Here is an 18,058-nt window from a genome sequence, read left to right as displayed (position 1 = left end):
CCGCTTCTTCTCAAGGGGAGGTCTGGTTTGACGTCAACAGCAGCTCCGCTCGCCATCGCCGACCGAGCCTTGCTCGCGGCCCTGCGCGGGTGGTCGGAGGAGGTCGACGCCCGGTTCTGGAACGGTTTCGAACCCGGTTGGCGGCAGCTCCTCCAAAGCGGCTGGAACGAGGTGAGGAAGCTCGACCCCGAGGAGGCCCGAGACCAGGTCCGCCGCGAGCAAGCGGCGCAACGACATCCCGACTGGAGCCGGATTCATCCCAGTTGGTGGCTCCGCGCCTTGAAAAATGAGTCCCCCGCCGTTCAGCGCGCCGTGGTTGCCCATGCTCCCCCGTCGATCCGAGGACCGCTCCAAACTGGCCTCGGTCTCTCCGACGATGACTTGCGCTCTCTCGGGACACCCCTGCCCGAGGCCCTGAACGCGGCCTTGGCACTCTGGGCCGAACGCCTCGTGGGAGACTGGCCCGACCGCGCCGACCTCCCGGTCATCGTCGCTCTGAGCCAACTCGACTTGCCCGAGATCACCCGGCTGATCGCGGCGGTCGGACTGGCCAAATGGACTCTCTCCGGGGCCGATATCTCCGCGTCCCATCCTCATTCCCACGCGCGGACGCTCCATCGCGCGGTCCAGACCGCATTCTCCGCGCTCGATCCCCAACTCAAGACGCAAGCCGAGCTCGACGTGGCCCAGTTTGGTCAGGTGGAGCGCGACACGCTCGGGTCGATCGGGCTGATCACCTTCGCCAGGCTTCTCGGAGCCGGCGAGCCGTACCGGGTTCGTTGGGCGCTCCAACATTTGCCCTACTCCGTCGCCAGGCTGTTGCGCACCCAGATGACCCGCGCGAAGTCGAGCGTTCCCGCCGTCCTCGGCTGGGAATCCGCGCTCTTGCAGTTCGTCTGGGATCAACTGCGCGACGAAGGTCGGGTCAAAGATCCGAGAGGAGCAATGCCCTGATGGCCTCGGCCTCGGATCATGACGAAGCGGAAGTCAGGCGGCCGATGGTGGAGTCCGGGCCGCTCGGGCGGCTCCCCCTGCTCTCGCATCGCCAGGTTCATCTGGAATATCGGCTCGGTCGGATCACGCCCGACGGACGATTGCCTACGACGTCGCCTGGGCTCGTGGAGTTGTTCGGGCCGGTTCGCTCGAGCAGCCGCGCCGAGGTGCTCTGGAGAGCGTCGGGACTCGGCCGGCCGGGGCTCGTGGCCCAGTTCTCCTGGCCCCGGCTCTCAACACGCCTGGCGATCGGGATCGAAACGCCGATCGCCCACGCCTTGGTCGATCGCCTCCTTGGCGACGACCGGCCACCGACCGAGGGACGGCTCCAGCTCACCCCCGTGGAGTGGGGAGTGTTGACGTTCCTGATTGCGCGGGGGCTCTCGAACGCCGCGGACCAGTCGGGCCCCCTCGGCCCCTGGGACTTGCTCATGGACCGCGCCGGTCCCGACCCGTTCGACGTCCGGCAGCTCGGGACGATCGTCACCCTGCGTTGGGGAATCCGCGTCGGGGACGTTGACGGATCGGTGCGGCTCTGGCTGCCCGAGTCGCTCGTCGCCCTCTGGCTGGCCACCGAGCCGACTCCAAGCACCGAGCCGGGACCGGCGGAGTCGCGGCGGTTTCGTGAGCTCTCCAGCCTCTGGCGAGCCGAGGCGGGAACCATCAGCCTGCCTCGAGGCGTCGGTACCCTTCGGGTCGGCGGCGTGCTCCCGTTGTTGGGAGGCTCTCGACTCCGGGGGACGCCGCAGAGTCCATCCGGCCCTGTCGAACTCACAGCGCGGCTCAGTGGCACGCACCATCGTCTCTGGTTTTCCAGCGAACCGGTCGCCGGCTCCGGCGGCCTCCTCCTGAACCTCAAGAGCGGGGTCCGGAGCAATCCAGTCTTTCGGGAGGGCCTCGCCTTGAGTCATCCTGCTTCAACCGACCCCAACGCCGGCTCCAGCCAAGGCCCGGGGGCCGTGTCACCGACCGACATCCCGATCACTCTGACGGTCGAGCTTGGCCGGGTCAACTTCACCTTGAGCCGGCTCGCCGACCTGAAACCAGGCGACGTGGTCGAGCTTGGCCGCCACTCCCGCGAGCCCGTCGAGCTGACCTCCGGCGGCCGACTCGTCGCACGCGGCGAACTCGTCTTGATCGACACGGAACTCGGCGTCCGGGTCACCAACATCTTCCTCTGACACCAGTATCAGCCTTATTGATTTGTTTTTAATTCCCCCGGGACCGCGAGCAACCCGCCCGCAATTCCATGGGTTTTGATTTAATCAATTCAAGACAAGAGCGGGCGGGACCCCCGCGGTCCCAGGGGGGGAGAGAGGCGTCGGGATGCGAGCTTAGGTGGGATAGACGACCTGAATCGTCGCTTGGAGGATCAAGGTCTGTATCCCGATCCCACCGACGGTGATTCCCAGTGAGGCCGCTCCCCCACCTAGCCGGGTCAGACCGGCACCGGCGGCGACCAGCAGCGCGGGCATCATCGGCAGCCAGAGCCGGGCCACCTCGCTCAGACTCCGGCCGCCGAGAGTCAGAACGGCGAGCAAGGCGAAGGTCGCCAGCGAAACGCGAGGCGCCTGGCGTAGCCGACCGATTCCGACCAGCACCCAAACGGCCGCGGGCAAACCGATCGCCACCGCGAGCTCGAGCGGGTTGGCGATGATCCAGGCGAGGTACGAACGCGGATATTCCACATAGAACCGCGCATGATTGCGTTGATTCCACCACCAGGTCAAAAACGGATTCGAGCGGGTGACAGCCCAACCCAGTAAGGTGGGAATCAGGAAGCCGAGCCCAACCACCACGATGGCCCCCCCCTTCTGCCTCAGCGATCGACCTGGCCCGATCCCGATCCCGATCAGGATCGCCACGATCAGCCCGATCGGGAGGAACGCCAGGGTGAAGCCCATTCCAACCGCCAGGACCACGCCCGAGCCGGCCGCGGCGATCAGACTGGCACGCGGCTTGTTGGCCCGACTTGAATAGGCGGCGAACGCCAGGGCCGTGGTCGAAAGGAAGGGGAAGGCGGTGTCGGCCGCGGGCTGAAACAGGATCGCCGAGGGGACCAGTGGCCAGAGTGTCGCGGCGGCCCAGGCGGCGTTCGCGGGGAGTGACGAGCGGGCCAGGAGGTAAAGCGGAACCACCGTCAACGAGCAGAGCAGCATCGTCAGGGCGCCAGTCAACGCCAGGGTCGCGCGATCGGCTCGCGTCAAGTGGGCATATTGTTCGACAACCAGGCACGCCGACGAGACCGATTGCGGGAGATGCTCGACGACGAACCGAGCGACCGCGGGCTGGGCTTCCATCGCGTTGAGCAGGCCGCGCTGGAGGAGGAAGAGGCCGGGCGGGTGGGTGCCGACGTGAAGCGCATCCTGGCGCTGAATCCAGTTTGGATAGTCCGCCAGAAACGGGGCCAGATCACCCATCTGTTTTTTCGCGACGGTGTAATACCCATTCGATCCTGGGTTGTGTAGCGCCAAGATCCACTTGGCTAGGCCGTAGCCCTCGGGCGCGGCGATGGCGACGAGCACCTGCGTCACAAGCGAGGCGACGACCAGGCCGAGGACGGCCATGACTTCATTCCACCGATGGGGCGTCGTCCCGAGCACCCGCATTCCCCATCCGGCAAACAGGGCGTAGCCGAGAACCCCCGACACTCCGATGGCCCATTGCAACGCCATGGGCGCAACGCCGTGCGGGAGCCGAAGCCACTCCCATTCCCCGGGAATCCCCAGCGGAAAGCGTCCCGACCGGAGCGTGAGCAGAAAAGCGAGGGTGAGAGCAACCTGCACGCTGAGCACCGCAACGACAGCTTTTCGCATTGCGCTCTTTCCGGTGTTGAAAAACTCGGAGTCTCGATTGCGGCGTCAAGGCGACCATCATGTTATCTTCAAGCCGTTCGTTCCTCGGAAGCCCAGAATCCCGCAATGTTTGGGAGTGAGCAAAGACGGATCGTTTGATCGCCTGTCTGTTGTCACTTCGGAGACCCTCTTACATGCATTTCGATGATTCGCCCATCTCCTCGGCTCCGGCCGACGGAGATTCCCGCCCTTGGTACAAGCTCCTCAACCGTTATCACTGGTTCGTCTTCATCGTCGCGGCTCTTGGCTGGCTCTTCGATACGATGGACCAGCAACTCTTCAACCTGGCCAGAAAACCGGCCATCACCGAGTTGATCGGCGCCACGCCGGGTGATCTGGACATCGACAAATACGCGGGCTATGCCACGTCCATCTTTATCATCGGCTGGGCGATCGGCGGGTTGGTCTTCGGGATTCTGGGTGATCGTATCGGCCGCGCCAAGACGATGATCCTGACCATCTTGCTCTATTCGGCCTTCACGGGTCTCAGCGCGTTCGCCACGGGCTTCTGGGATTTTGCACTCTACCGATTTCTGACCGGGCTTGGGGTCGGGGGTGAGTTCGCCGTGGGCGTCTCGTTGGTAGCAGAGGTCATGCCCGAACGGGCCAGGACCGCCGCACTCGGCTGGCTCCAGGCGCTGTCGGCGGTGGGCAACATGATGGCCGCACTGATCAGCATTGCCATGGGCGAGTTGGAAACGCGAGGAGCAATCGCAAGTTCCTGGCGCGGCATGTTCGTGATCGGCGTGCTCCCCGCCCTGCTCTCCGTTTTCATCATGAAGCGTCTGAAGGAGCCGGATCGCTGGAAGGAAGCGGCGGCGAAGCGTGCCGCCGACAAGGCGGCCGGGATTGTCGGGGACGGCCCCAAGCTCGGTTCGATTACGGAGCTGTTCACCGATCCACGCTGGCGGCGCAACACGATCGTGGGCATGTTGCTGGCGTTCTCGGGCGTGGTCGGCCTCTGGGGCATCGGCTTCTTCAGCTTCGACCTGGTCCGCACCGTGTTCCGCGCTCACTACGGGGAGCTTGCCGAGCAAGCGGGATTGACCGGTGGTGCCGCGAAAAGCTACATCGATGGAAAGCTTACGTATTTGAGTGGGATCACTTCCCTCCTCTTGAATTTTGGTGCCTTCTTCGGAATTTACGCGTTTAGTAAAGTCACCCAGGTCATTGGTCGCAAGAAGGCGTTCGCCATCTCGTTCCTGCTCGCAATGGGCTCGACGGCGTTCACTTTCTGGTTTCTCGATAGCTTCTACGACGTGTTCTGGATGATCCCGCTCATGGGATTCTGCCAGCTCACCCTGTTCGGCGGCTACGCCATCTACTTCCCGGAACTCTTCCCAACCCGCCTGCGAAGCACGGGAACTTCGTTCTGCTACAACGTGGGACGGTTGGTCGCGGCGGCCGGTCCTTCGGCCCTCGGCCTGCTCACGAGCGAAGTTTATGGTCATTACAAAGCGGTCGATGCCGCTCTGCCGTTGCGCTACGCGGGCGTGACGATGTGCCTGGTCTTCGTCATCGGTCTCGTCGCGCTACCGTTCGCCCCCGAGACCCAAGGGAAGCCGTTGCCGGAGTGATCGCTCCCCGTACGAATCGGCGACACGCCCCTCGCTCCCGAGGGGCGTGTCCCAACTCCCATCCTCGGTGGCTCATCGAGACAGCGACCAGCTCCCCGCTCGCCTGAATCCCAAATCTGCTCGCCTCAAAGAGGAATCTCACACGTCCTGCTCAAAGCACGTAGCGGGCCGATTCGCGATCGAGGTGGAGGATGGCCCCAGGGTGGCGTCTCAATGCCGAGGCGGGGCAGGCTTCACCGATCGGCCGCGGAGGGTTGCCAGCACGGCCTCGGCTTTGCGGGGGCCGGGCACGACCACCGAGACGACAGACGCGGCCAACAGCGCGGGCACGGTCAGCGTGTAGGTGTAGGTGTGAGTCGGCTCGCCTCCGCCATTGGCTCCGGCCACATCGCGACGCGTGCCCGCCGAACGGCACAACGCAGCGCGGGCACTTCTGCGCTGGCGGAGGGGACGGTTTCCGATCAGGTCATGCTACGTCTTCTCGCATTTGCTGTATGCTAGCTTGAGGAAGGCATCAATGGTTCCGCGACGAGGCATCCGATCTGGAGATTAGGGATGTCCCACACTCACTGGTCTGTGACTTATGCGGCGTTGCTTGCAATCACGTCGGGGTGCTCCGGAGGTTCGAGCGGTTCACGCGCAAAGGTCGCACTCTATCCGGTGGTGGACGAACGCGGTCTGGTCACGTACGTGACCAGAAACCCTTACGACCCGGGGGCCGAGGAGGAACGCCAGGGCGTGCTGGAGCGAGAGCGGGAGGCTGCGGAGGCGAGGCGGCGTCAGGAGGAACGGAATTATCAGGACCTGGCGGACCTTCGCGAGGCACAGAAGTACGACGTCGACCGGAGGATTCAGCAACTGAGGCAGCAGTCGGAGGTATCGGCTCACCAGGTCCCGAGCCGACGGCAGCAGCCTGGGTGGCAGGGGAATTCCGACTTCCTCCGTAGCGGCGAGATCGAATCGATGCGGCTGCAACAACAGTCGCAGGAGGTCGACCGATCGTTGCAAGGACTCCGGGAAGGCCGAGTGGTCGATAGGTTAGGCCCGTAGGCCTCCCGCGACGCGGAAGAGGGCCCGAGAGACGGACGATTCGATAGGCTGGAGGTTTCCGGGCTCAGTCGGCGTGGGTTTGGATTCCGTTGCAATTGCCCTGGGGCCGTCGGAAGCGTTCGATACTCCTCGCCGGGCACGATTCGCTGGCGGATTCGACCCGATCCAGAAGGTTCGGTCCGCGATGAAGATTACGCGGTCTCGTGAGGTAAGGAATCGGTATCAATGCCTCTTCGTGAGGAGTGATCGTCCGGATTCGAGACGTGTGAGAACGGCTTGAGAAACGCCTCGAGTTCTTCTTCCGAAGGATCGCTCCGAACGCGAGGCGCGACTTTCTTTGAATGACGATTCCATCACAACGCGGCAAATTGCCGTCATCGCGTGGCGTCTTCGCCTGAATGGAGGCACGAAAACGGGGAGCTGATCGCTCCCCGCTCGCCTGAATCCAAAATGCGCTCGCCTCGAACGGGAATCTTACTCGTCCCGATCAAAGCACGTAGCGGGCCGATTCGCGATCGAGGTGGAGGATGGCCCCAGGGTGGCGTCTCAGAGCCGAGGCGGGGCAGGCTTCGCCGATCGGGCCGCGGAGGGTCGCCAGCACGGCCTCGGCTTTGCGGGGGCCGGGCACGACCACCGAGACGACAGGCGCGGCCAACAGCGCGGGCACGGTCAGCGTGTAGGCGTGGGTCGGCACGTCTTCGATTCGGTCGAAGCAACCGTCGTTGAGCTGCTGGGTTCGGCAGGCCGCGTCCAGGCGGACGACTTTGATCAGCACCGGATCGAGCAGGTCGGCGACCGGAGGGTCGTTGAACGCGAGATGGCCGTTCTCACCAATCCCGGCGCAGACGATGTCGGTCGGCTCGGCCTTCAAGAGCGATTCGTAGGCCAGGCAAGTCTGCAACGGCGACTCGGTCTGTTCGCCCGGGATCAAGCGAAGGCGATCACCGGAAATGCCGACGAGCCGGAACAGGTGCTCTTGCAAGTAGCGGCGGAACGAGGCGGGATGATCCGGGCCAAGGCCCAGATATTCATCCATGTGGAAGCCAAAAACCTTCGACCAATTGATCTCGGGACTGGCCACCAGGCTGGCGAGAAACTCATTCTGACTGGGCGCCGCGGCGAAGACGACGTTCGCGCGATCGTGGGTGCTCAGGCGCTCGGTAATCGTCCGCGCGACAAGCTGGGCGGCCGCGCGCCCCATTTGGGCACGGTCTTCGTGGACGACCACGCGGAGGGAATCGACGGTGAACTGGGTCACGGGTGTTGGCTCGGGTAGGCTCATCGCCCAGATCCTCGGGGGACTTCGGTCAGCGATTCGGGTCCAAACCAGTGTAGCGTAGCGTGTCTCGCTCAGACCGGCCACCGTCTTTGAGGAAAGAACCGACGTCAGACCGAAACGGCGAGCAGAGGAGTCGCCTGACCCTTGCCCCTCAGTTCCTCGCAGAGCCGCTTGCACTCGACCAGGTCCACCATCATCGACTCGGTCAAGAACGATTCGGACGGGCCATCCGCGGCCCACAAGAGCTGCTCGTGGCACTGGTTCATGTGCTCGATCAAGTCCTTCATCCACAGCAGCGTGCTTCGGCGATTTTTCATCGGAGTGATCGTCCTTGAATAAGAAAAATGAAGAGCAACCGTGCGAGTCGACTGTCGTTATCGTTTTCGGCGGGCAGCCAGCCGATGTTAACGACTGAGGTTTAAAGCAAAGGTCGTGCCAGGCGACCGAGATGGCGAGCGCCGATTGCCCCAAACTGGTGTGGAGCGAAAACTTGAGTAAAAATCAGAGAATTTCCGCGGTTGCTTTCCGGGTCAGGACCGTTGTAAGGATTACATCGTGGGACTGTCCCCGGCGGCGACTTTCCTTTCGCCAACCAACGCTCTAGACTGGGGTTTGTAAGAATTGACCGCGGGAGGACGAGGGATGGCCACGTCGGAGGCATTCGCCGAGAGCGAACCGGAAGATCCAGGCGGATTTCGAGCCTGGCCAGGCTCGCTCGCGCGCTGGCTCTTTGGCCGGAGGGTCGACCGCCGCACGGAGCAGTCCTCGCGGGCCTCAGCCGCTCGGTTCCGCAATATCTGTATCAGTCGAGAGGCGGGGGCCGGCGGAGGAACGATCGGCCGAATCGTCGCCAGACGCCTGAGCTGGAAGGTCTACGACCACGAGATCCTCGAAGCCATCGCCCAACGGATGGAGCTCTCCGCCGACGAGGTGCGGGTCTTCGACGAGCTCGCCCCCAGCGTCGTGCAGGACTGGATCCTGCCGCTCCGCGAAGAGCACTACGCGCCCCAGGAGGCCTACCTCGACCACCTGGCCAAATTGCTCGAAGCGATCGGCCGGGGAGGCCAATCCGTGATCGTCGGCCGTGGCGCGAACTTTTTGCTCCCGCGAGAGGAGACGCTCTCGGTCCGGATTATCGCGCCCTTGAAGGCCCGGGCGCTGCGGCTGTCCGAGCGGATGGGGGTTTCCGTCCGCACCGCGCGCCGAGCGGCGAGTGAATTGGACCGTCGCCGGCTTCATTTCGACCGCACGATGCACCGGGTCGATTCAACCGATCCCCACAACTACGACCTGGTCCTGGACTCCAACAGCCTCGGGCTCCAAATCGCCGCCGAGGTCATCGTCCGAGCGATCGAAGCGGGCCAGTCGACCCGAGACCTGGGAACGGCGATCACAACGGTCGCCAGTCCGGCGATCGAACTGGCACCCACCGATTCGGGTCCGACGGACCCGGCCGCGTAGGATCGCCTCGGGTCGCCCAGCTCGGGGACAATGCGAAGGGACGCGAGGCGGCGGCCGCGGTGCTTGGGAATTGCCCTGTCACCCGGGGTCCGGGAACCAAAGGCTCCCACGGTCCCAGGGTCGGCGGTCACGCCCGGGAGAAAGCTCAGCGAGGGAGACTTCCATCCGGGATCGCGACGATCGTCAGGCCGTACCGATTGGCAAGCTCGACGACCTCGGGCTGGTCGATGACGATGGTCTTGCCGGCTTCGATCGCCAGGACGCGGGCTCGCGCCTGGTGGAGGTTTTCGATCGTCGCCGTCCCGATCGTCGGGACGTCGAACCGCATGTCTTGTTGCGGCTTGGCGACCTTGACCAGGGTCCAGCCACCGGCCCGGCACAGGTGCCCGGCGCGCTCGATGCACCGGTCGGTCCCCTCGATCGCTTCGATGGCCAGTGTGGCCTGCTCCTTGACCGCGACCGATTGCCCGACATCGAGCCGGCCCATCTCCTTGGCCAGGCCCCAGCCAAACTCAATGTCCTTGAGCTCCGCGGCGCTCGGGCCGCGTCGAGTGAGAATTCCTTCCTTCACGAGTAACTCCGGGCAATAGTCCAGGGCCGAAGCGAACGACATCCCGTCGCGCTCGAACTCGGCAATGACGCCGAGCAAGATCGAATCGTCGCGTTTGTCGGCCCTGCACGTGCGATACCACATGTGGATCATGCGGTAGTCGGGCCAAAGTTGCACGAAGCGCCAAGGCGTGTACATCACGTTCTTCGTGACCTTACCTGCCATGACGATCTGCCGCGCCCCCTGCCGGCGGAACGATCGGATCATCCCACCGAGCTTCGACACGCCAATCGACTCGTAGCTCGCGCAGAGGTCCCGGAGCTCGTCAGACGCTTCATAACGAATCCCGACGCAAGCCACCTGCAAGCCTTGCCTACGCGCGGCCTCGGCGAACAGGATCGGAAATCGGCCGCTCCCGGCGAGAAGGCCGATGGTCGTCGAATTCGACTCAGGTCGCGTGTTGGCTCGAACACGCTGTTGTCTCGAAGACAGGACAAGCAACGCAGATCTCTCCCGAGCTTGACGGGAACCGGTTCACCCGAGTTCCAAAACCCCTCGATCGTCGATCCCTCTCGCGCTTTGCGGAAAGCTCGAGAACGGCCTTGCCCTGGGTTCGGTCTGATCCGAATCGAATCAGAATCCGGTGGGATCCTGCTCCGAGTCGGACTCCGGCGCCAGGCCGGCGGTCAGCATCGCAACTTGCGCGGTGAGTTCGCGAAGCTGTCGATTCATCTCCGGGAGCCGGGCAATCATCTGGAACACCCGGCGCTGTTCTCGCAACGGGATCGCGGGCGAACCGAGCACCTGCTGCTCCGCGGGCACGCTGCGATGGACCCCCGCCTGCGCCCCCACGACGGCTCGGTCACCGATCTCGGTGCCGTCCTTGATACCGGCCTGACCGGCCATGACGACGTAGTCGCCCGTCTTGCAGCTTCCGGCGATCCCGACCTGGCCACAAAGCAGGTTATGACGCCCGATTTGGTTGTTGTGACCGATCATCACGAGGTTGTCGATCTTCGACCCCTCGCCAATCCGGGTCGCCTCGAACGTCGCGCGGTCGACCGTGCAGTTGGCGCCGATCTCGACGTCATCGCCGACCTCGACACGACCGGTCTGGGGAATTTTGACGTGACGGCCATCGACCATACGATATCCAAAGCCATCGCCACCGAGGACGGTGCCGGCATGAACCTCGACGCGATCGCCCAGGCTGACTTCGCGGTAGAGGACGGCGTTCGGATGAATCACCGTGTCTTTACCGACATGGCAGCGATCGCCGACCACCACCCCGGGATAGAGGGTGGCCCCATCGCAGATGACCGCCTCATCACCGACGTAAGCGAACGGATAGATCGCCACGTCCTTACCGATGACAGCCGTCGGCGCAACCCAGGCCTGGGGATGAACCCCCGACCAGCGCGGTTTCTCGGCCAGGCCGAGATGGCTGCGGACCGCGAGAAAGGCAGCCATCGGATCCTCAACCTCAATCACAGGGAGGTTCGGTTCCCGGGCTGGAGTTTTAAAGTGGGGCCCGACGATGGCCGCCGAGGCGGGCGACGTGCGGAGCATCTTGGCGTACCGCTCGTTCTCAATGAACGTGATATCCCCTGGACCCGCCTCGCCGACAGGTCGCGCGGAGCGGATCGAAACGCTGCCATCACCTACAAGGCGGCCCCGTACCAAGGCCGCGAGTTGTTCCACTGTTGCGACCACGTGCGACTTCCTTTCTTCCTTGAAAGGAATAGACGGGAACCGGAAAGACAGGAGCGTTGCCCCGCGCCCGGCGAGTCAACCGAGCGACTGGCGATCGGTCAGGCGGTCCCTGGGGATCGTAATCCAAGTCGCCGACTCGGGCAAGCCGAGTCATCTGCCACCGCAGTTCATCGGCTTTCACCCACCTCTTTCCTCAACTTGAACGGCAAACTTAACCAATCAGGCACCGCGGAGGGAGACCAGTGCGGCGAGATGATTCACCCCCAGCACGTCCTGCCGATCGCCCCGGCCCCGACGATCCAACCAGACGCCACGCAGGCCCGCGCGACACGCTCCCAGGACATCGTTCTCCGGATCGTCGCCAATCATCAAGAGTGCCTCGGGCACCTGTCCCAGACAATCGCAGACCGCCTGGTAAAATGCCGGATGAGGTTTTCTGTAACCGACTTCTGACGAAATAACCAGCCGCGGACCAAGCGCCGCCAGCGCGGGGAGACCGGCAAGGACCGGTCGGAGCCGACTGTCAAAATTCGAGGCGATCGCGATTGGCATTCCCGTTGCACTGAGTGCGGTCAATGCCGGTCCGACGTCGGCAAAGCAACGCCACGAGTCCGGTCGCCCGAAGTGATCCCAAAGTTCTTCGAAAGCGCGATCGGGTTCGGGAAGATTGGGGAGGACCGACGTCACGATGCGCTTCCAGCGACTCAATTCGGTGGGCTCGTCCGTCACCAGCGCCTCGAGATTTTCTTCGAATTCGTCGTCGCGAAACGATTGCACGAACCGGTTCCGTACCAGTTCGCGATCGAGTTCGACTCCTTGCCGACGGGCCGCCGCGGCATACACATCGGCCACGGCGGGAAACGGTTCGATTAAGGTTCCCACCGCGTCGAGGACGATAGCTTCGATACCGTCCCATACCGCGTCGATGCGCATCGTCATCGTTTTCTCGGATGGATCGTTGGGGACCGGCGGTCCCTCGGAATGATTGATCACGATACGGTGTGTCGAAAAAAACAATAATAATCGGACAAGTCGTGGTCCGGGACGGACCTGAAGCTCGTATTCAGGAAAAGAGAGCGAGGAAAGGAACCTCATCCTTCACGCATGATGCGACTACTCAACGGGGGAACCTTCCCATGATGGATATCAGACGGCACCCTGCGGGTCTCGAACGAACCAAGTCAGGCGCGGTGATTCCCGACTCGCAGACTCGGGCGCTCGATCGCAGGCAACAGCTCGATGAGCAACAACGAGCGTTCCGGGGCGGGTCATCCTCCCTGCCCTCAATGAGAACCCGGCCCCCCGGTTGATCGGCAACCCGATCGTCTCCATCGACTGAACCGCTCTCTCGAACGAACGTAGATCGACGGCCCCGGCTTCGTCCCCGAAGCCGGGGCTCTTTTGTTCCTCGATCACGCGCGAAAAATGGCGGCGTCACTTCTTGTTTTTGGGCCGGACCAAGCCCGCCGTCACATCGATATCGAGGTCGGCCACTTGCCCCGCGGCCAGTTTGGCCAGGGCTATCCCCCCCATCGCGGCGTTGTCGGTACACATCGAAAGCGGTGGGATGAACAGGTCGATCCGCTGCTCGGCCGCCATCGCTTCGATCCGTTCGCGAAACCGGGCATTGGCCGCGACGCCCCCTCCAATTCCAAGCCGCCGCAAGCCCGTCCGTTTCAGCGCTTGGCGCGTCTTGGCGACCAAGATGTCGACCACCGCCTCCTGGAAACTGGCGGCGATGTCGGCCACCTGCTGAGGATTTTCGAGGCTGATGCCCGCGCGTGCGTCCTGACCGCGAATGGCATAGAGCACGGCCGTCTTCAATCCGGAGAAGCTGAACGCCAGCCGCTCGTCGTGCAGAAACGACCGCGGAAAGGCATACGCAGCGCGATTTCCCGTCACCGCCGCACGTTCCACGACCGGTCCACCGGGATAGCCCAGACCGAGCAGGTTGGCCACCTTATCAAACGCCTCCCCCGCCGCGTCGTCGATCGTTCCGCCGAGCAGCTCAGCCTCGATGGGGCCGCGACAGGCGAAGAGGCTCGTGTGCCCCCCCGAAACGACCAGCCCCAGGCAGGGATAGACATTTTTCTCGGGGTAGGCAAGCTGGCAAGCGTAGAGGTGGGCTTCCAGATGATCGAACGCCACGAGCGGGATGTCGAGCGCCATCGCCAGCGACTTGGCTGCGGTGAGCCCGACGACCAGCGAGCCGACCAACCCGGGTCGCGTGGAGACAGCAATCGCCTCCAAGTCGCCGAGCGTGACCCCGGCGCGGTGAAGCGCCTCGTCAATCGTCGGCAAAATCTGCCGGACGTGGGCGCGTGAGGCAATTTCAGGCACGACCCCTTGGTAGCGTTCGTGAAGGTCGATCTGGGATGCGACCACGCTGGAACGAACGATCGGGACGCCGGGTTCCGGGGGCCTTGGACCCTCGAGCACGGCCGCCCCGGTTTCGTCGCACGTCGTTTCGATCGCAAGGAAGAGAAAACGTCCCGCGGCCATCGAACCCCCGGCCCTAAAGCAGCAGGAACCCGGCTCCACGAGGGATCCGGGTTCCTCTGTCTTTGTTTTGTCTTGAATCACGGAAACGAACTTGGCCGATGATCGTGGGTCACTTCTTGGCGACCGGGGCCTCGAGCTTCTCCTTGACGACTTCCAACGCTTTCTCGAGTTGCAAGTCGGTGAAGCCCTTTTCGGTCTTGTCCGACTTCTTCTCCTCGGTCTTCGGCTTCTCAGCGTCCGCTTTCGGCTTCTCGGCATCCGCCTTCGGCTTCTCGACGTCGGCCTTCGGCTTTCGCTTGCCGAACGTCACCAGGTCGCGATTGCGTCGTTCGGTGGCCCAAGCGATGTACTGCCGCGGTGTCAGCTCCACCTTGAGGCCCGCGTTGGGCGAAACGCCCCACTCGTCCTTTTCTTTGGCGTCTTTGAAGCGATGGATGTTTTTCCCGGAGGGACGCAGGTACGAGGCGACCGTGAGCTTCAAGACACTGTTGCCATCTTCCAGGTCGATGATGTTCTGGACCGACCCCTTGCCGTAGGAGCGATCTCCGACGATGAAGGCTCGATCGTGATCCTGGAGACAGGCCGAGACGATCTCAGCGGCCGACGCCGAGTTGCGGTTGATCAGGATGGCGATCGGGAACCCTTCGTAGGTCCCTTCCTTGTGCGCCTCGTAGGTCTTGCCGATCGTGTTCCGGCCCTTGGTGCTGACGATCAGGCCCTCGTCCACGAAGAGGTCGGAGATCTCGACCGCCGAGCCCAGCAGGCCCCCGGGGTTGTCGCGGAGGTCAAGGACCAACGCCTTCATCCCCTCGGACTTGAGTTCCGCAAGCGCTTTCTTGAGCTCTTCCGTCGTATTCTGGATGAAGCTCGTGATCCGGATGTAGCCGATCTTATTGTCTTTATCGAGCATGAAGTCCCAAGTGTCATCGGGCTTCCGCTTGTCGCCCAGAACACTCGCAACGTCGATGATCGCCCGGTTCATCGTCAGCGTCTCGCCCTTCTCTTCACCTTCGTGAAGGACGTTGAGCTTCACGCTGGTGCCCGGTCGGCCGGTCAGAACCTCGACCGCCTTGTCCGTATTCATGCCCTCGGTCGAGTGATCGTCGATTTCCATGATCAAATCGCCCGCCAAAACCCCCGCCTCGTAGGCAGGAGTCCCGACCATCGGCGCGATGACCTTGAGGCGATTCGCATCCGGATCCATCCCGACCTGGATACCGATCCCACCGAACCGGCCTTCGATCTGCCGGCGGAACTGCTTCCATTCGGACGTATTGATATACGAAGAGTGCGGATCGAGGTTTTGCAGCATCCCCTTCAGGGCACTCTCGAGTAGCTCCTTGCGACTCACGGGTCGGACGTAACTGGCTTCAACGTGCTCCACGGCGTCAACAAAGACACCATAGAGTTCCATCATCTCATCCTTCGGCTTGGCACCTTGCGTGGCCTGCCAGCAAACCAGTGAGACGGCGCCGACCATGACGATCGAATAGAAATTCCGGCGTGGCATGGGTGGATGCGCTCCTCCGGGCATGATCTCTGTGACACGATGCCTTATGGTATGGCGCGAGGGTTCCGCGGGGGTCGGAGACATCGGCGCCGATTCTCTTCAAGATTACTGTAGTCGATCGCTTCACTCGGTGGCAAGAACCGATCTCTCACCCGGAGCGCCCCCCCTCTTCGGCGTCGCCCGAGATCGGACTGAGCGCTGGCTTCATGCCCGCCGATTTGAACCGAGCAACGAGCGAAATCCGGATGCCACCGATTCCGGAACGGAAACCGATGGCATCCGGGAGACGTTCCTCATTGCCGACGCGCGGCGCGAGTCGATTCCTCCACCGCACCGCGGCGATCAGGCGAGTGCGGTGCGGACGCCCTCAACGCCGAACACGGGGGCCTGGCACGTAAATCGCTCGCAGATATAGGTCGTCGTGCGATCGTCTTGAGCCGGTCGATTGGCGAGGAGCGGCAAGGTTTCGGTCAGTGCCGACGCGTTCTCGGCCAATGCGGGCGCGACCACTTTGTGCGGCAGGAAAGGCGCATAGATCGCCTCCATTACGCCGCGAAATTCGACCGCGTCGGGGCCGGCGATCACGGCGAATTCCCGGGGTGAGGCAAGCTCGAAATCGAGCGCGACGAGACTCTGCCCCATGGCCATGGGCGCCCGGTCGAGATAGACCTGCACCGTTTCCAAGGTCGATCGGCCAACTGTCTGGAACCGCTCGCGACCCGTCAGCGCCCCCAGGCGAAGCAGGGCCGTCGCGGCCATCGCATTGCCCGACGGGGTGGCGTTGTCCTGGAAATCCTTCTGCCGGGCGATCAAGACCTCGTGGCCGCGCCCCGTATAGAAGAAACCTCCCCCGTCGGCGTCGTGGAACTCGTCGATCATGACCGTGGCGAGCTCCAGGGCCGCCTCGAGCCACCGCGGCACGCCGGAAACCTCGAAGAGCCGCGTCAGGCCATCAATGAGGTTCGCATAGTCGTCGAGATATCCGTTGAACCGAGCGCGACCGTCCTTGTACGCGTGGAGCAACCGCCCGTCGGCCGCCCGCATCCGGTCGAGCAGGAACGCGGCCGCCCTGCTGGCCGCGTCCAGGTAGCGCTCGTCCTTCAAGATTCTCGAGCCCTCAGCCAAAGCGGCGAGCATCAGCCCGTTCCACGAGGTGAGCACCTTCGTGTCCTTGCCGGGAGGGACCCGGCGATCGCGGGCTTCGAGCAGGCGAGCCCGGTCGCAATCGAGGTCGGCTTGAAGCTCCCGTTCGTCCCGGCCCAGCCGCGTGGCAGCCTGATCGATCGACACGGGAAGGTTGAGAATATTCTGATGTTCCCAGTTTCCCGACTCGGACACGTCGTAGACGGCCGCGAACTCCTTGGCGCGCTCGAGCCCGAGAATCTCGGTGACCTCGGCCAACGACCAGACATAGAACTTTCCTTCCTCGCCTTCGCTGTCGGCATCCTCGGTCGAGTAGATTTCTCCGTCGGGGCCGGTCATCCGCGCGAGGATGTAATCCATCGTCTCACGGGCGACCCGGGCGTATTCGGGGTCGGCGGTCACCTGATAGGCCTCGAGATAGACGCTCGACAGCAAGGCGTTGTCGTAAAGCATCTTCTCGAAATGCGGGGCCAGCCAGCGCTCGTCGGTCGAGTAACGCGCAAACCCACCCAACAACTGATCATAAATGCCACCACGGGCCATCTTGTCCAACGTGTGGCGGACGATCTGGAGCGGGTGCGCATCGCCGGAGCGGGCGTGCTGGCGGAGCAGGACCCGGAGGTCCATCGGATGGGGGAACTTGGGCGCGCTCCCGAACCCGCCGTGAATCGTGTCGAACGCGCGGGCCAGTCCGCGCGCCGCTTGATCGAGGAGGGTCGACTCGAGCGCTCCCGATGCGGGGGGGATCGTCCCCATCTTGCGGATCCGATCGGTCAGCTCGCCGGCCGAGTTCAGAATATCGTCGCGGCGCTCCGCCCAGGCTCGATGAACGCTGTAGAGCACGCGAGAGAACCCGGGCATGCCCCGACTGTCGACCGGCGGGAAATAGGTGCCGCCGTAGAAGGGCTTCAACTCGGGCGTGAGGAAGACCGACATCGGCCAACCCCCATGTTCGCTCATCGCTTGAACGGCGGCCATGTAGATCTGGTCGACGTCGGGCCGCTCCTCCCGATCCACCTTCACGTTAATGAAGTGTTCATTCATCAGGGCGGCGATATCGGCGTTCTCGAAACTCTCGTGCTCCATCACGTGGCACCAGTGACAGGCGGAGTAGCCGACCGAAAGGAAGATCGGCTTGTCCTCGGCCCGGGCGCGATCGAACGCCTCGGATCCCCAGGGATACCAGTCCACCGGGTTCAAGGCGTGCTGGAGCAGGTAGGGGCTCGTCTCCCCGGCCAGACGGTTCGTGGGGCGATCAGCAGCGGGAGCAGTCATTAATGGGGATCCGGCCAGTGGGAGGGACATTGCGCCCCTGTCGTACCTGTTCGTTGCGAGCGGCTTTCGGAGTCTGGTGACTCAATCACCAAGACCGTTTTCCCAAGAGGCGGGCAGGTCGCCCGCGGTCCCAGGTCATGGCCCCATTCC

Annotated in this window: 15 protein-coding genes; 5 read left to right on the top strand and 10 right to left on the bottom strand. The window is 63.5% G+C overall.

Translation table 11 applies throughout. The features are described 5' to 3' along the window. Positions 1-27 precede the first annotated feature (27 nt). Together BUS42_RS06125 and BUS42_RS06120 are read left to right on the top strand one after the other, a co-directional pair. The gene (locus BUS42_RS06125) at positions 28-954 is read left to right on the top strand and encodes a hypothetical protein (protein WP_074306162.1); all 927 of its coding nucleotides are present in this window, start codon (positions 28-30) and stop codon (positions 952-954) included. After that, on the top strand, positions 954-2,174 hold the full coding sequence (locus tag BUS42_RS06120) for a FliM/FliN family flagellar motor switch protein (RefSeq protein WP_074306161.1): 1,221 nt from the start codon (positions 954-956) through the stop codon (positions 2,172-2,174). The genes BUS42_RS06125 and BUS42_RS06120 overlap by 1 nt, the downstream gene beginning before the upstream one ends. Positions 2,175-2,327: 153 nt before the next feature. Here BUS42_RS06120 and BUS42_RS06115 read toward each other — a convergent pair whose 3' ends face one another. Beyond that, complete coding sequence (locus BUS42_RS06115) at positions 2,328-3,809, bottom strand: glycosyltransferase family 39 protein (RefSeq protein WP_074306160.1); 1,482 nt, start codon at positions 3,807-3,809, stop codon at positions 2,328-2,330. Positions 3,810-3,982: 173 nt separating this feature from the next. Here BUS42_RS06115 and BUS42_RS06110 point away from each other — a divergent pair, with 173 nt between their 5' ends. Beyond that, positions 3,983-5,425, top strand: a complete 1,443-nt coding sequence (locus tag BUS42_RS06110) for an MFS transporter (protein ID WP_074306158.1) — start codon at positions 3,983-3,985, stop codon at positions 5,423-5,425. 210 nt (positions 5,426-5,635) lie between these two features. Here the strand turns inward: BUS42_RS06110 and BUS42_RS42565 are convergent, their stop codons facing one another. Continuing rightward, positions 5,636-5,842, bottom strand: a complete 207-nt coding sequence (locus BUS42_RS42565; protein WP_254053335.1) for a hypothetical protein — start codon at positions 5,840-5,842, stop codon at positions 5,636-5,638. A gap of 138 nt (positions 5,843-5,980) precedes the next feature. Between BUS42_RS42565 and BUS42_RS06105 the strand changes: the two genes are divergently transcribed. Beyond that, positions 5,981-6,475 (top strand): hypothetical protein, encoded by a 495-nt coding sequence (locus BUS42_RS06105; protein WP_074306156.1) that lies wholly within the window; start codon positions 5,981-5,983, stop codon positions 6,473-6,475. Between the two features lie 487 nt (positions 6,476-6,962). On the opposite strand, the gene BUS42_RS06100 is transcribed toward BUS42_RS06105, so the two are convergent. Both BUS42_RS06100 and BUS42_RS06095 read right to left on the bottom strand, forming a co-directional pair. After that, on the bottom strand, positions 6,963-7,757 hold the full coding sequence (locus tag BUS42_RS06100) for a glucosamine-6-phosphate deaminase (protein WP_074306153.1): 795 nt from the start codon (positions 7,755-7,757) through the stop codon (positions 6,963-6,965). 104 nt (positions 7,758-7,861) lie between these two features. After that, positions 7,862-8,071 carry a hypothetical protein gene (locus BUS42_RS06095; RefSeq protein WP_074306151.1) on the bottom strand — a complete coding sequence of 70 codons (210 nt, stop codon included), beginning with the start codon at positions 8,069-8,071 and terminating at the stop codon, positions 7,862-7,864. A 325-nt stretch (positions 8,072-8,396) separates the two neighbouring features. On the opposite strand from BUS42_RS06095, the gene BUS42_RS06090 reads away from it, so the two are divergent. Further along, positions 8,397-9,215, top strand: a complete 819-nt coding sequence (locus tag BUS42_RS06090) for a cytidylate kinase-like family protein (protein ID WP_074306149.1) — start codon at positions 8,397-8,399, stop codon at positions 9,213-9,215. A gap of 145 nt (positions 9,216-9,360) precedes the next feature. Here the strand turns inward: BUS42_RS06090 and BUS42_RS06085 are convergent, their stop codons facing one another. From BUS42_RS06085 to BUS42_RS06055, 6 genes are all read right to left on the bottom strand, one after another. Next, complete coding sequence (locus BUS42_RS06085) at positions 9,361-10,266, bottom strand: LpxI family protein (protein WP_074306147.1); 906 nt, start codon at positions 10,264-10,266, stop codon at positions 9,361-9,363. Positions 10,267-10,398: 132 nt separating this feature from the next. Beyond that, positions 10,399-11,478, bottom strand: coding sequence for a UDP-3-O-(3-hydroxymyristoyl)glucosamine N-acyltransferase (gene lpxD / locus BUS42_RS06080; protein WP_074306145.1), 1,080 nt, complete (start codon positions 11,476-11,478; stop codon positions 10,399-10,401). 219 nt (positions 11,479-11,697) lie between these two features. Then, positions 11,698-12,417 (bottom strand): HAD family hydrolase, encoded by a 720-nt coding sequence (locus BUS42_RS06075; RefSeq protein ID WP_074310747.1) that lies wholly within the window; start codon positions 12,415-12,417, stop codon positions 11,698-11,700. 495 nt (positions 12,418-12,912) lie between these two features. Continuing rightward, positions 12,913-13,980 carry a tRNA (adenosine(37)-N6)-threonylcarbamoyltransferase complex transferase subunit TsaD gene (tsaD, locus tag BUS42_RS06070; RefSeq protein WP_074306143.1) on the bottom strand — a complete coding sequence of 356 codons (1,068 nt, stop codon included), beginning with the start codon at positions 13,978-13,980 and terminating at the stop codon, positions 12,913-12,915. Positions 13,981-14,089: 109 nt separating this feature from the next. Next, positions 14,090-15,490 carry a S41 family peptidase gene (locus tag BUS42_RS06065; protein WP_074306141.1) on the bottom strand — a complete coding sequence of 467 codons (1,401 nt, stop codon included), beginning with the start codon at positions 15,488-15,490 and terminating at the stop codon, positions 14,090-14,092. 342 nt (positions 15,491-15,832) lie between these two features. After that, positions 15,833-17,908, bottom strand: a complete 2,076-nt coding sequence (locus tag BUS42_RS06055) for a thioredoxin domain-containing protein (RefSeq protein WP_074306137.1) — start codon at positions 17,906-17,908, stop codon at positions 15,833-15,835. Positions 17,909-18,058: the final 150 nt, after the last annotated feature.

The sequence above is a fragment of the Singulisphaera sp. GP187 genome (assembly GCF_900129635.1).
Lineage (GTDB): Bacteria > Planctomycetota > Planctomycetia > Isosphaerales > Isosphaeraceae > Singulisphaera.
The sequence above is the reverse complement of the archived record's forward strand: the minus strand, read 5'-3'. Positions and strand labels throughout refer to the sequence as shown.

Coding starts and splice junctions, on each gene's coding strand:
- BUS42_RS06100 (WP_074306153.1), bottom strand. CDS start 7,757: ATGAGCCTACCCGAGCCAACACCCGTGACCCAGTTCACCGTCGATTCC.
- BUS42_RS06095 (WP_074306151.1), bottom strand. CDS start 8,071: ATGAAAAATCGCCGAAGCACGCTGCTGTGGATGAAGGACTTGATCGAG.
- BUS42_RS06105 (WP_074306156.1), top strand. CDS start 5,981: ATGTCCCACACTCACTGGTCTGTGACTTATGCGGCGTTGCTTGCAATC.
- BUS42_RS06055 (WP_074306137.1), bottom strand. CDS start 17,908: ATGACTGCTCCCGCTGCTGATCGCCCCACGAACCGTCTGGCCGGGGAG.
- BUS42_RS06075 (WP_074310747.1), bottom strand. CDS start 12,417: ATGACGATGCGCATCGACGCGGTATGGGACGGTATCGAAGCTATCGTC.
- BUS42_RS06065 (WP_074306141.1), bottom strand. CDS start 15,490: ATGCCACGCCGGAATTTCTATTCGATCGTCATGGTCGGCGCCGTCTCA.
- BUS42_RS06110 (WP_074306158.1), top strand. CDS start 3,983: ATGCATTTCGATGATTCGCCCATCTCCTCGGCTCCGGCCGACGGAGAT.
- BUS42_RS06115 (WP_074306160.1), bottom strand. CDS start 3,809: ATGCGAAAAGCTGTCGTTGCGGTGCTCAGCGTGCAGGTTGCTCTCACC.
- tsaD (WP_074306143.1), bottom strand. CDS start 13,980: ATGGCCGCGGGACGTTTTCTCTTCCTTGCGATCGAAACGACGTGCGAC.
- BUS42_RS06090 (WP_074306149.1), top strand. CDS start 8,397: ATGGCCACGTCGGAGGCATTCGCCGAGAGCGAACCGGAAGATCCAGGC.
- BUS42_RS06120 (WP_074306161.1), top strand. CDS start 954: ATGGCCTCGGCCTCGGATCATGACGAAGCGGAAGTCAGGCGGCCGATG.